The 11833-nt window shown below is 69.4% G+C and carries 14 protein-coding genes; 8 read left to right on the top strand and 6 right to left on the bottom strand.

Annotation, left to right across the window (positions count from 1 at the left end; all coding sequences use genetic code 11):
- Positions 1-73 precede the first annotated feature (73 nt).
- Positions 74-1135 carry a MaoC family dehydratase gene (locus KD1_RS06035; RefSeq protein ID WP_068398995.1) on the bottom strand — a complete coding sequence of 354 codons (1062 nt, stop codon included), beginning with the start codon at positions 1133-1135 and terminating at the stop codon, positions 74-76.
- An 89-nt stretch (positions 1136-1224) separates the two neighbouring features.
- A complete protein-coding gene (locus tag KD1_RS06030) occupies positions 1225-1986 on the bottom strand; it encodes an SDR family oxidoreductase (protein ID WP_068398993.1) in 762 nt (253 codons plus the stop codon).
- A gap of 202 nt (positions 1987-2188) precedes the next feature.
- On the opposite strand from KD1_RS06030, the gene KD1_RS06025 reads away from it, so the two are divergent.
- From KD1_RS06025 to KD1_RS06005, 5 genes are all read left to right on the top strand, one after another.
- The gene (locus tag KD1_RS06025; protein WP_068398992.1) at positions 2189-2749 is read left to right on the top strand and encodes a dihydrofolate reductase family protein; all 561 of its coding nucleotides are present in this window, start codon (positions 2189-2191) and stop codon (positions 2747-2749) included.
- A gap of 44 nt (positions 2750-2793) precedes the next feature.
- Positions 2794-4335 (top strand): DHA2 family efflux MFS transporter permease subunit, encoded by a 1542-nt coding sequence (locus tag KD1_RS06020; RefSeq protein ID WP_068398989.1) that lies wholly within the window; start codon positions 2794-2796, stop codon positions 4333-4335.
- Complete coding sequence (locus KD1_RS06015; RefSeq protein ID WP_245627295.1) at positions 4332-4754, top strand: NUDIX hydrolase; 423 nt, start codon at positions 4332-4334, stop codon at positions 4752-4754. Before KD1_RS06020 ends, KD1_RS06015 begins: the two co-directional genes overlap by 4 nt.
- A gap of 25 nt (positions 4755-4779) precedes the next feature.
- Positions 4780-6120 (top strand): serine hydrolase domain-containing protein, encoded by a 1341-nt coding sequence (locus KD1_RS06010; protein ID WP_068398987.1) that lies wholly within the window; start codon positions 4780-4782, stop codon positions 6118-6120.
- A gap of 94 nt (positions 6121-6214) precedes the next feature.
- Complete coding sequence (locus KD1_RS06005) at positions 6215-6850, top strand: hypothetical protein (protein ID WP_068398985.1); 636 nt, start codon at positions 6215-6217, stop codon at positions 6848-6850.
- Between the two features lie 50 nt (positions 6851-6900).
- Here KD1_RS06005 and KD1_RS06000 read toward each other — a convergent pair whose 3' ends face one another.
- Entirely contained in the window at positions 6901-7764 is an 864-nt protein-coding gene (locus tag KD1_RS06000) for a helix-turn-helix domain-containing protein (protein ID WP_083542157.1), read from the bottom strand.
- Between the two features lie 18 nt (positions 7765-7782).
- On the opposite strand from KD1_RS06000, the gene KD1_RS05995 reads away from it, so the two are divergent.
- Positions 7783-8154, top strand: coding sequence for a VOC family protein (locus KD1_RS05995; RefSeq protein WP_068398978.1), 372 nt, complete (start codon positions 7783-7785; stop codon positions 8152-8154).
- 152 nt (positions 8155-8306) lie between these two features.
- Here KD1_RS05995 and KD1_RS05990 read toward each other — a convergent pair whose 3' ends face one another.
- Positions 8307-9164 (bottom strand): alpha/beta hydrolase, encoded by an 858-nt coding sequence (locus KD1_RS05990; protein WP_169795348.1) that lies wholly within the window; start codon positions 9162-9164, stop codon positions 8307-8309.
- A gap of 88 nt (positions 9165-9252) precedes the next feature.
- On the opposite strand from KD1_RS05990, the gene KD1_RS05985 reads away from it, so the two are divergent.
- Entirely contained in the window at positions 9253-9963 is a 711-nt protein-coding gene (locus tag KD1_RS05985; RefSeq protein ID WP_068398973.1) for a Crp/Fnr family transcriptional regulator, read from the top strand.
- An 18-nt stretch (positions 9964-9981) separates the two neighbouring features.
- Here KD1_RS05985 and KD1_RS05980 read toward each other — a convergent pair whose 3' ends face one another.
- Together KD1_RS05980 and KD1_RS05975 are read right to left on the bottom strand one after the other, a co-directional pair.
- Positions 9982-10581, bottom strand: a complete 600-nt coding sequence (locus tag KD1_RS05980; RefSeq protein ID WP_068398970.1) for a hypothetical protein — start codon at positions 10579-10581, stop codon at positions 9982-9984.
- Between the two features lies 1 nt (position 10582).
- A complete protein-coding gene (locus KD1_RS05975) occupies positions 10583-10936 on the bottom strand; it encodes a PadR family transcriptional regulator (RefSeq protein ID WP_068398967.1) in 354 nt (117 codons plus the stop codon).
- A gap of 119 nt (positions 10937-11055) precedes the next feature.
- Between KD1_RS05975 and KD1_RS05970 the strand changes: the two genes are divergently transcribed.
- Positions 11056-11685 carry a class I SAM-dependent methyltransferase gene (locus tag KD1_RS05970; protein WP_068398964.1) on the top strand — a complete coding sequence of 210 codons (630 nt, stop codon included), beginning with the start codon at positions 11056-11058 and terminating at the stop codon, positions 11683-11685.
- Positions 11686-11833 lie beyond the last annotated feature (148 nt).

Here is an 11833-nt window from a genome sequence, read left to right as displayed (position 1 = left end):
AGGGGGTGGCGCACCGCGAGGGGGTGGCGCACCGCGAGGGGGCGGCGCTCCGCGAGGGGGAGGCGCACCGCGGTCAGCGGCGGGGAATGAGCACCGTGTAGTCGAAGTCGAGCACGACGTTCGGCAGGTACTTGCCGTCCTCGCCCTTGTACGGGAAGTCGGCGCAGGGCAGGTCCTTGGTGGCCACGGTCCGCACCCGCAGGGCACCGATGTCGCTGCGGCCGGGCACCTCGATGCGCTCGAGCACCTCCGACCAGGCGTGGATCGTGTCTCCGGCAAAGGTCGGGTTCGTGTGCGAACCGGCGTTGATCGCCGCGATCATCTGCGCGTTGGCCAGGCCGTTGAACGACAGCGACCGCGCCAGGCTGATGATGTGCCCGCCGTAGATCAGGCGACGCCCGTTTGTCGTGTCCTTCTGGGCGAACTGGTTGAAGTGCACCTTGGCGGTGTTCTGGTACAGACGCGTGGCGAGCATGTGGTCGCTCTCCTCGATCGTCATGCCGTCGACGTGGTCGATCTTCTCGCCGACCTCGTAGTCGTCCCACAGGTACGGGCTGCCGGCGAGGGTCTGCAGGCGCTCGTCATAGGCGCCGGGCAGGGAGAAGGGCACGATCAGGTCCTCCGCCGCGACCGCCGACGGCAGCTCGGGGATCTGCGCCTCACCGACCTCCGTCACGGCCTCGCGACGGTTGACCATGACCCAGCGGATGTACTCGAGCACGATCTCGTCGTTCTGGTTGCGCCCGACCGAGCGCACGTACACGTTGCCGTTCTTGCCCGACGAATTCGGCTTGAGGCCGATGACGCTCGACGTGGTCGTGATCGTGTCGCCGGGGTACACCGGAGCGCCGAACACGCCCCCCGCGTAGCCGAGGTTGGCCACCGCGTTGAGCGAGATGTCGGGCACGGACTTGCCGAACACGAGGTGGAACGCGAGCAGCGAGTCGACCGGCATGCGCTCGAACCCGATCTGGGCGGCGAACGTCGCGGCGGAGGTCGCGGCGAATCGCGTGCCGTACAGCCCGGTGTACAACGCGATGTCGCCCTCGGTGACCGTCCGCGGCGTCGCGTGGACGATCTCCTGACCGACCGTGAAGTCCTCGAAGTAGTTGCCCTGCTCGGTCTTGGTGGACATGCCCGTGTGCCTCCCGGCGGTGATGTGTGCTGGCTGGGAGGCAGTCTCCCAAACGACGACGCCGCCACACGCCAAGGGTGACGAGCGCCTCAGCCCCGACGGACCTTGTGGTTGGCCGCCTGCGCCTGCGGCTTGATGACGAGCCGATCGATGTTGACGTGCCGCGGGCGGGTGGCCATGAACCCGATCGCGTCGGCGATGTCGTCGGCCACGAGCGGCTCGGCCACCCCGGCGTAGACGCGATCGGCGGCGGCCTGGTCACCACCGAAGCGCACGAGCGAGAACTCCTCGGTGTGGACCATGCCCGGGTTGATCTCGCAGACCCGCACCCCGTCGTCGACGACCTCGAGGCGCAGCGTCTCGGCCAGCGCGCGCTCGGCGTGCTTGGCGGCGGTGTAGCCGGCCCCGCCCTCGTACACGGCGAGCGCCGCGGTCGAGGTGACGACGACGACCATCCCGGCATCGGCGGAGCGCAGTGCGGGCAGCAACGCCTTCGTCACCGCCACCGTGCCGATGACGTTGATGTCGTACCTGCGCCGCCACCCGTCCAGGTCGGCGTTCTCGATCGGGTCCAGGCCCAGCGCTCCTCCGGCGTTGTTGACGAGCACGTCGACGACCGGGCCGGCGGCCTGCGCGAGCGCCGCGACGTCCTCGGGGTTGGTGATGTCGCAGGTCACCGCGCGGCCGCCGATCTCGGCCGCGAGCGCCACGATGCGCTCGGAGCGTCGTGCGGCGCAGATGACGTCGAAACCCTCGGCGGCGAGGCGGCGGGCCGTCGCGGCGCCGATGCCGGACGAGGCTCCGGTCACCACGGCGACCGGTCGGCGGGTGTCGGTGGGCTGGTCCGTCATGGTTCCTCCATCGTCGGCGAGGCCCCCACCCGGTTCGAGGTATGAACGACCGTTGCAACGCTCCCTATTACCTCGAACCGGGTGGGGTGGCGTGCGCGTATCGTTGCACGAGTCGCCCCACACCTTCGCCGAGTGATGGTTTCGGGCCGCTCCAGCGCGCGTGAGGCGACCCGAAACCATCACTCGACGGGAAGGAGTTGCCATGACCGTGCACTACTTCACCGCCTCGACCCTCGACGGGTTCTTGGCAACCCACGACGACAGCCTCGACTGGCTGCTGTCGCGCAACGTCGACGCCGATGGTCCGCATGGGTACAACGCGTTCCTCGCGGGCATGGGCGCGCTGGTCATGGGCGGAGTCACGTACCGCTGGGTGGTCGAGCACGAACAGGGCCGCTGGCCGTACGCCCAGCCGACGTGGCTGTTCAGCCGGTCGACGACCGAGCTCCTGCCCGGCGCCGATCTGCACCAGGTCGCCGGTGACCCGACAACACACATCGACGCCATCCGCGCCTCGGCCGGTGGACGCGACGTCTGGCTCGTCGGCGGCGGCGATCTGGCGGCGCAGTTCGCGCGGGCCGGGCTCATCGACGAGGTGTGGATCCAATTCGCCCCGGTCATACTCGGCTCCGGCAAGCCGTTCATGCCGGCCCCGCTCGACCTGACCCTGCTCGAGGTCGTGCGCAACGGCGACTTCGCCTGTACCCATTACGCCGTCACCCCCTCGCCGAGTGATGGTTTCGGGTCGCGTCAGCGCGCCTGAGGCGGCCCGAAACCATCACTCGACGAAGTCACCCAGGAGCCACGATGACCGAATCACGCCACCGCCTGCCCGACAATCCATGGCCGGCGCTGTGGGCGCTCGTGCTCGGGTTCTTCATGATCCTCGTCGACTCGACGATCGTGTCGATCGCGACCCCGGCGCTGCTGAGCGCGTTCGACGCGACGATCACCGAGGTCATGTGGGTGACCAGCGCGTTCCTGCTCGCCTACGCCGTGCCGCTGCTCATCACCGGGCGCCTGGGTGACCGCATCGGGCCGAAACGCGTCTACCTCATCGGCCTGGTCGTGTTCACGCTCGCGTCACTGTGGTGCGGCTTGGCCGGGTCCATCGACAGCCTAATCATCGCGCGCGTCGTGCAGGGTCTGGGCGCGGCCATGATGACGCCGCAGACGATGACCGTCATCACCCGCACGTTCCCGCCGGAGCGTCGTGGCAGCGCGATGGCGTTGTGGGGCGCCACCGCGGGCGTCGCCACGCTCGTCGGACCGCTGCTCGGCGGCGTGCTCATCGACGGGCCCGGTTGGGAGTGGATCTTCTTCATCAACGTGCCCGTCGGCGTCATCGCGTTCGCCCTGGCGCTGCGGCTCGTGCCGAACCTCGAGACGCATGCCCACAGCTTCGATTGGATCGGCGTGGCGCTGTCCGCGATCGGCCTGCTCGCGGCGACGTTCGCGATCCAGGAGGGCGAGACGTACAACTGGGGCACGATCACCGGGTTCATCTCGGTGCCGCTGCTGCTCGGCTTCGGCGTGCTCATGCTCGTCGTGTTCGTCTGGTGGCAGTCGCGTGTTCGCACCGAACCCTTGGTTCCGCTGGGGTTGTTCCGCGATCGCAACTTCTCGGCGTCCAACGCGGCGATCACCACGGTCGGGTTCGCCATCACGGCGATGATGTTCCCGCTGTTCGTGTGGGCGCAACTGGTGCGTGGGTTGTCGCCGACGCAGGCGGCGCTGCTCGTGGCGCCGCAGGCGGTCATGTCGATCCTGTTGGCGCGTCCGGTCGGCAAGCTCGTCGACTCGGTGCACCCGCGCATCCTGGCGTGCAGTGGCCTGCTCGGGTTCGCCGTGACGATCGCGCTGATGTCGTGGCGGATGACCCCGACCGCTCCGCTGTGGCAGATGTCGGTGCTAGCGATCTTCATGGGAGCGGCGAGCTCGTTCATCTGGGGCCCGCTGGCGACGTCGGCCAACCGCAACCTGCCGCCGCACCTCACCGGCGCCGGATCGGGCGTGTACAACACGACGCGGCAGATGGGCGCGGTCATCGGTTCGGCCGCGATCACCGCGCTGATGCAGGCGCGCATCACGGCGAACCTGCCCGCCGGGGCGAGTGGCGGAGCGCCGAGCGGCAGCGCTGAGGGGATGCTCGCCACCGCCGGTGGTCACGCCCTACCGCCGATCGTGCGGGACGCGATCAGCTCGGCCCTGTCCGAGTCGATGCTGTTGCCGGCGGCGGTGGTGCTGCTCGGATTCCTGGCGGCGCTGACGTTGGAGCAGGCGCAGCATCTGCGCGAGCCGGCGGCGGCTGCGGCGGGCTCGGGCGATGGTGCGGCGGAGGCGGTGTGAACGGGACTCCGGCACCCGAGACTCGGGTGAACGACGCTCCGGTCATCGTCGTGACGGCCGTCATCGTCACGGACACCGCCGGCCGCATGCTGACCGTGCGCAAACGCGGCACGCGCCTGTTCATGAACCCCGGTGGCAAGCCGGAGCCCGGTGAGACGCCCGACGTCACCGGCGCGCGTGAACTCGGCGAGGAGGTCGGGTTGCACGTCGACCCGGCCGAACTCGAGTTCGTCGGTCAGTGGGTCACCGCGGCGGCGAACGAGGCGGGCCATGAGCTGCGCTCGACGGTGTATCGGCTGCCGCGACCGATCGAGCACGAGCTGACCGTCGCCGCCGAGATCGCGGAGCTGCGCTGGCTCGCCCCCGACGAGGAGGCCGACGACCTCGCGCCGCTGCTGCGCGAACTGCGCTCCATCTGACTCCGGTTCGTGGCACGCTCGGGTCATGTCCGAGGCAGCCCGAGCCCACCGACCCCGCCGCCGGCGCCGCGTCCTGACGGCGTTGCTCGTCGTCGCGGCGCTGCTGGTCATCGCCGCGACCGCTGGGTACTGGTGGCAACGCCCCATGCTGCGCACCGGCACGGGGTACGCGGCGCTAAACGAATGCGGCGTCCGGCTGCTCGCCCACCGCGACGATCCGAGCTCCGATCTGCCGTCGAACCCGCTCGTGCCCTACCTGCGAAGCGACACCTCCGACACCGGGTCGACCACGACGATCCTCGGCGTGCTGGCGAAGCAACGCGCCTGGTACACCGAGGGCTACGGCTGCACGCTGGGCTCATCGGCACCCGCGCTGCCCGCCCCGGTCGTCGCCGACGCAGCCCGCAATCCGTTCTCCGCCCAGAAGGTCGACCCCGACCCGGCCGTCGAGAAGGCCATCGGAGTGGCGTTCGGCGAGGGTCTCGGCACGCGGGCCGTGCTCGTCATCCGCGACGGGCAGATCGTCGGCGAACGGTACGCCGACGGGTTCTCCGCCTCGACGCGGCAGGTCGGCTGGTCGATGACGAAGTCGGTGGCCAACCTCATGGCCGGCCGACTCGTGCGCGAGGGCAAGCTCGACGTCACCGCCGACGCGCTGCGACCGGAATGGACCGACGACCGGCGCAACATCACCGTCGAGGACCTGCTGCGCATGACCAGCGGCCTGGTCTGGGACGAGGAGTACGTGCTGGGCTCGACCATCACCACCATGCTCTACGACCGGGCCGACATGGCCGGATTCGTCGCCGAACAGCCGCTGGCGCACCCGCCGGGTCGGTATCAGCAGTACTCCTCCGGGTCGACGAACCTGCTGTGCGCGGTCCTTGCCGAGCGTGATGGCTCCCCCGCCGCGACGCTGCCCGGGCGCACGCTGCTGGCGCCGTTGGGGATGTCCAGCGCGGTGCTCGAGACCGATGCCGTCGGTACTCCGGTGTGCTCGTCGTCGCTGTGGGCCACGCCGCGCGACTGGGCCGCGATGGGGCAGTTCGCGCTGCAGCAGGGGCAGTGGGACGGCCAGCGACTGCTCCCGCCGAACTGGATGTCCTGGTCGACGCAGGTGCACCGCGGCGACGGCGAGGAGGTCGGGTACGGCGCCGGGTGGTGGGTCAACCGACTGGCCGATGGATCGACGCAGTACTCCGCGATGCCGGCCGACACCTACTGGGCCTCGGGGCATGACGGGCAGCGCGTCGTCGTCGTGCCGTCGCGCAACCTCGTGGTGGTGCGCATGGGGTTCAGCCCCGATCTCGACGACACGCAGCTCGGGATGGTGGATCTGGTCGGTGCCCTGACCCACGGGCGGTGAGCACCCTGACTCTGGCGAGTCCGACCGCGGCGCTGCTGTACTTGACGGGTTGTGACGTCCGTCACAACGGGAAGGTCTATCTCGGAGGCTTCCGATGAAGGTTCTGCAGCACCTCAGTTACGCCAATGTCGCCAGCACACTCGCCCTGGTCGTCGCCGTCGGCGGGGGCGGAGTCGCCCTGGCCGCGACCCTGCCCAACAACTCGGTCGGTTCGGCCCAGGTCAAGAACAATTCCCTGATCGGCGCGGACATCAAGGACAACACCCTGACGGGCGCCGACGTCAAGGACTCCTCCCTGACCGGCACCGACATCAAGAACGGATCGCTGACCGGTTCCGACGTCAAGAGCCGGTCGCTGAACGGATCCAAGATCGCGCTCAACACCATCACGAGCAAGAACCTCAGTTCGGCCCCGCACGGATTCGTGCGCGGCTACGTGTGGAACGACCAGCCGAGTTCCCCCGTGGGCACAACGGTGGCCATCGGTTCGGGATACGCGTTCAACAGTTCCGGGGGCCCGATCACGTCGGTGCGCAATGGCACGGGCAACTACACCGTCACCTTCGCCGGGCTCAACTTCTACCCCGGCAACGTGCAGGTCTCCGGCTACGGCACCTACGGCTTGCGGTGCAACGTCGGCTCGTGGGGGACGAGTGTGGTGAACGTCCTCTGCTCGAACGCGGCCGGCGCCCCGACCGACAGCTACTTCTCACTGGCCGTCATCAAGTAGCCGACCACCCCCGCGGTTCGAGGTAATAGAGGGCGTTACAGCGCCCCCTATTACCTCGAACCGGGAGGAGGACCGGGCCGACGGCCCGCGTAGGCCGCTGGCGTGCTGCCCGTGACCGCCCGGAAGTCGCGCACGAAGTGGGCCTGGTCGAACCACCCCAGTTCCATGGCCAATTCCCCCATTGTCCGGTTCCAGCCACAGTCGATCTCGGCCGCGGCGGCGAACACCCGGGCGCGCATGCGAATGCGTTTCGGACTCACCCCGATGAGGCGACGAAATTGACGCTGCATCGTGCGCAGACTGCACCCGGCCCGTTCGGCGAGCATTTCGAGTGGGTCGAGTGGATGGGCCTCCAGATCGGCGAGCATCGCCCGCAGGTGCGCCAGTTCCGCTGAATCCTCCGGGGAACGATCGAGCAACCACCGATCGAGCAGCGGAGCCGCGTTCTCCGCATTGTGGGGCAACGTCGCCAAATCGTCGGCCAGGTCGAAGAACCGCGCTGCCGGATAGGTCGAATTGGCCGTGATCTCGGCGGGTCCGGTCATGAAGGGGTGATGGCCGGCGGGACGAAACTTCACGCCCACCACCGACCCCTCCCCGGTCAGATACGCGTCGAATCGCCCGGCTGTCCCCGGGCCGGTGAACCACACGCCGGGGCCGCTGATGCCCTTGCGGTGAATCCCACCGCGCTCGTGGGTCAGGTTCGTCGACGGATCATCGAGGGTCACCGAACGGAACTCCTCACCGTCGGCAAAACGCCACTCCACGGACCAGTACCGCTCGACCCACCGGCTCAGTTCGGCGGCCGGTTGCGCCGAGGAGTAGGTCGTGCGGGTGAGCAGGTCCTCGGGTCGCAGAACGTGCCCGAGCATGTGGTCGGGTGTCGCGTTTGTCCTATCCGAGGTGCGGACCATCTGGTCAGGATGGCAGACATGACGCCTTCACCCGTATCTCTGGCCATGGTCACTCTCGATGCCGCGGAGGTCGCGCCCCTGGCGGACTTCTGGTCGGCCGCGCTCGGGTGGCCCACCGTCGTCGCGACGGACGACTACGCGATGCTGCAGGGCCCGAGCAACGCGCTGGGCATCGGTCGGATTCCGGACTACCAGGCACCGACCTGGCCCGACTCCGGCCACAAGCAGTTCCACTTCGATCTCAGCGCGCCGGACGTCGAGGCCGCCGCGGCCGCGCTGGTGGAGCTCGGTGCGACGCGACCCGAGGTTCAGCCGGGCGAGACGTGGATCGTCCTGCTCGACCCCGCTGGTCATCCGTTCTGTGTCACCGACGCCGCGAACTGGGGCTGACCTGGTCAGCGCACCCCGCCACCCCACCGGTTCGAGGTAATAGAGGGCGTTACAACGCCCCTTAATACCTCGAACCCCGAGGGGGGCGCGGCCGGTTCGAGGTAATAGAGGGCGTTACAACGCCCCTTAATACCTCGAACCCCGAGGGGGCGTCACCCGGCGGAGCGCAGCAACTCCAACATGAGCCGCCGCGCCCGGCGGCCCTCGCGCACCGGCATGAGCGGGTACACGTGCTGCGCTCCGGGCTCGATGTGCAGATCGACGTCGAGCGACCCGACCGCGGCGGCCTTGTCGGCGAAGTTCAACGCGTCCGGGTGCAGCAGGTCGTTCGTGCCCGTGAACACCGTCATCGGCGGCAGCCCAGCCAACTCCCCGTACAGCGGGCTGACCCGCGGGTCGGTCACCTCGATCCCGCCGGCCCAGCCCTTGCCCGCCCGAATCAGCCCCGGGTAGGCGAGCATCGCGTCACGCGGCTCGATCTCCCGGATCCGCGGATCGCTCGACGTGACGTCCAGCCAGGGCGAGATGAGCACGAGGCGATGCGGCAACACGCGGCCGCTGTCGCGCAGGTGCATCGCCGCCGCCACCGCCAGCCCACCCCCGGCCGAGTCGCCCATGACGATGACGTGCTCGGCACCGCGCTCCGCAATGACGTCGGCGATGAGGTCGGCCACCTCGGGCACCGTCGACTCCGCCGAACCGGTCGGCGCCAACGGGTAGATCGGCACGATCGCGGTCGCGCCGGTGGGCCGCAGGAGCGCGCCGATGAGGTACCAGTGGAACGGGCTGATCTCACCGATGTATCCGCCGCCGTGGATGTACACGATCGCCGCGCGCGACACCCGCCGCCGCGGTCGCACGTCGTAGCTCGGCCAGCCGGCATGCTCGCGCACGTTCACCGTGCACCCCCGCACGGCCGCGCGCGGCGGGGTGTGCGGCGTGACGGTGCCGCGGCGCGACTCCCACAGCGCGTACGCCTCGGGGTCGGGCATGGCGGCTTCACGTTTCATGCCCATCCGGCGAACGACGGCGTTCACCAGTGGGCGAGGGACATCGATCTCCACGCCACCATGGTGCCAAGACGCGTAGCCTGCCCGCATGCCCGGTCCCAAGAACGACCCCGCCCCGGACACCTGTGTCGCCAAGGTCCCGATGTTCCGCTCGCTCAGCGCCGAACAGCAGCTCCAGGTCGCCGGGTTCGCCCGTGAAACGCACCTGGCCGACGGCGAGCGCCTCATCGCCGCGGGATCGAACGCCGGGGTCATCGGGGTGCTCCACTCCGGCCGGTTGAAGGTCGCCCGCACCTCGGCGGAGGGGCGCGAACACACCTTGCGCTTTCTCGGCGAGGGGGACGTGGTCGGCGAGTCCGCGTTGCTGACCGGGCGCCCCGCCACCGACGACGTCACCGCGATGGGCGAGGTCACCGCGTGCGTGTTCGACGCCGCCGCGATCGAGGGGATCCTCGCCCGTCACCCCCAGGTCGGCCTGGCGATGCTGCGCACGACCACCGAACGGCTCGTCGCCGCCGAGCGTCTCCTGGCGGCCATTACCTCGGCCGATGTCGGCACGCGCGTGGCGGCGTACCTGCTCGACCTGCCGGTCACGCGCGACACGCAGGGCCGGATGCGCGTGCACTTCCCGGTACCGAAAAAGGACGTCGCCTCGTTGCTGGGCACGACGCCGGAGACCCTCAGCCGGCGGCTGGCCGATCTACAGCGCCGGGGTGTCGTCGAACTCGACGGTCCGCGCGAGGTCATCGTGCTCGACTCCGTCGCGCTGGAGACGGCCGCCGGCCCGGAGCCGCTGTGACCGACCCCGTGCCGCCCGTCAGCCGCGCGGATCGACGATCGGGTCATTGAGCGTTGCGCGTTGGCGCCACATCCCGACGGCCGCGTAGGCGAACAACGCCACCACGAGCACGGTCATGACGAGCACCGGAGCGTCGAACGCGGACTCGCGTAGCAACGCAGCCGACAGGACCGCGAGCACCGTCCCGCCGATGATCGTGACGCCCCCGACCAGGCGGTTCTCGAGGACCAGACGCGTGCGGAACCACAGCATCGTCATCATGAGCACGATGACGACGGTCGCCCCGAGCGAGCCCCAGGTGACCGGCACGGTGGTGCCCTCGACCGCCGCCCGCGGGATCGGAATGCCGAGCTGCAGCGCCACCAGGAACGCCACGATCGGACCAAGCACGGGCAGCCAGTGGCCGGCGCCGGCCGCGTCGTCCCGCGGGAACTCCAGGGAGTCGGCGTAGGCACGGGGGTCACCGAAGGCCGCCGCGGGCGACTCTCCACTGTCGGAGCAGTGCGACTCGACTTGCGCGACGGCGTCGCCGATCTCGGTTCCGGGCACGTCGCGGTAGCGCAGCGACAGGGTGAACTCGTCGTACCACTGGCGGTCGGTGGTGGTCTCGTCGGCCATGTCAGGACTCCTTCGTTTCGATGATCGTGTTGCCCAGGAAGGCGGAGGTGTGCGCGGCGAATTCGCCCCACAAGGCGGCCTGGCGCTCGAACTCGGCCATACCGTCCTCCGTCAATCGGAAGTACTTGCGGCCCGGGCCACCCTCGCCGGCGCGCCACTGGGTGGTGACGAGCCCGGCGCTCTCGAGGCGACCGAGCAGGGGGTAGAGGGTGCCGCCCTTGATCGTGCCGAATCCGTTGTCCTCCAACGTTGCCGAGATGGCGTAGCCGTAGGTCGGGCCAGCGGCCAGCACGCGCATGACGGCGAGGCTGAGGAGCCCGCGCAGCCACTCACTGGGCCAGGGAAGAGTGCTCATGGCTAGATCGTACGGCTATCTAGGTTGGTTGTCTATCTAGATATCGTGTCGATCTAGTCTGCTGGCTGTTTGCCTCAAACCGGTCACGCGCCGATACCCCCGCCGGTACCCTTCCGAGCATGACCGCAACGCCGCGCGAAGCCCAGTTCTGGAACGATCGATACTCCGGCACCGACCTCGTCTGGTCGAGCGCGCCGAACCGCTGGGTGGTGGAGGTGTGCGCGTCGCTGCTACCCGGACAGGCCCTGGACATCGCCGCCGGCGAAGGGCGCCACGCCATCTGGCTGGCCGACCGCGGGTGGCATGTCACCGCCACCGACTTCGCCAGCGCGGCCGTGGCGCGACTGCGACAGCAGGCCCGCCAGCGCTTGGGCAGTGAGGCCGAGGGGCGCATCCAGGCCGCCGTGGCCGACGCCACCGCGCCCGCGCCGGGCGGGCCGTACGACCTGACGCTGCTGTGCTACCTGCAACTCCCACTTGACCGCTGGCAGATCGTGTTGCAACGCGCGGTCGAGGCAACGAAGGCCGGCGGGAGGATTCTCGTGGTGTTGCATGCGCGCGAGAACCTCATGTGCGGGTTCGGTGGCCCACAGGATGCCGATCTCCTCCACGACCCGGCAGCCATTCAACGGAGCGCCGTGGGGTTGCCCGTGGCGGTCCAACGGTCCGAACTCGTCTCGCGCGCCGTCGACACCGATGAGGGCCCGCGTCAGGCGTTGGACTCGCTGGTGGTGTTGCGCCGGACCTGAAACATCGGCCGGGAACGCCGACCTTGCTCATCGTGCGTCACCGGTGCGCACGTCAGAACCTGTGCCGCAGTGATGAATCTTGAGCAGAGTGGCGGCTCGCGGGGAGGCGAATCCCCCGGCGTCGACCCCAGCCGCTAGGGTCGGGTTC

Source organism: Kribbia dieselivorans NBRC 106261 (assembly GCF_001552435.1).
GTDB classification, from domain to species: domain Bacteria; phylum Actinomycetota; class Actinomycetes; order Actinomycetales; family Dermatophilaceae; genus Kribbia; species Kribbia dieselivorans.
The sequence above is the reverse complement of the archived record's forward strand: the minus strand, read 5'-3'. Positions and strand labels throughout refer to the sequence as shown.

Excerpts from the sequence above, each read along its gene's own strand:
- KD1_RS06035 (WP_068398995.1), bottom strand. The coding sequence starts at position 1,135 with ATGTCCACCAAGACCGAGCAGGGCAACTACTTCGAGGACTTCACGGTC.
- KD1_RS06030 (WP_068398993.1), bottom strand. The coding sequence starts at position 1,986 with ATGACGGACCAGCCCACCGACACCCGCCGACCGGTCGCCGTGGTGACC.
- KD1_RS06025 (WP_068398992.1), top strand. The coding sequence starts at position 2,189 with ATGACCGTGCACTACTTCACCGCCTCGACCCTCGACGGGTTCTTGGCA.
- KD1_RS06020 (WP_068398989.1), top strand. The coding sequence starts at position 2,794 with ATGACCGAATCACGCCACCGCCTGCCCGACAATCCATGGCCGGCGCTG.
- KD1_RS06010 (WP_068398987.1), top strand. The coding sequence starts at position 4,780 with ATGTCCGAGGCAGCCCGAGCCCACCGACCCCGCCGCCGGCGCCGCGTC.
- KD1_RS06005 (WP_068398985.1), top strand. The coding sequence starts at position 6,215 with ATGAAGGTTCTGCAGCACCTCAGTTACGCCAATGTCGCCAGCACACTC.
- KD1_RS06000 (WP_083542157.1), bottom strand. The coding sequence starts at position 7,764 with ATGGTCCGCACCTCGGATAGGACAAACGCGACACCCGACCACATGCTC.
- KD1_RS05995 (WP_068398978.1), top strand. The coding sequence starts at position 7,783 with ATGACGCCTTCACCCGTATCTCTGGCCATGGTCACTCTCGATGCCGCG.
- KD1_RS05990 (WP_169795348.1), bottom strand. The coding sequence starts at position 9,164 with ATGAAACGTGAAGCCGCCATGCCCGACCCCGAGGCGTACGCGCTGTGG.
- KD1_RS05985 (WP_068398973.1), top strand. The coding sequence starts at position 9,253 with ATGCCCGGTCCCAAGAACGACCCCGCCCCGGACACCTGTGTCGCCAAG.
- KD1_RS05980 (WP_068398970.1), bottom strand. The coding sequence starts at position 10,581 with ATGGCCGACGAGACCACCACCGACCGCCAGTGGTACGACGAGTTCACC.
- KD1_RS05975 (WP_068398967.1), bottom strand. The coding sequence starts at position 10,936 with ATGAGCACTCTTCCCTGGCCCAGTGAGTGGCTGCGCGGGCTCCTCAGC.
- KD1_RS05970 (WP_068398964.1), top strand. The coding sequence starts at position 11,056 with ATGACCGCAACGCCGCGCGAAGCCCAGTTCTGGAACGATCGATACTCC.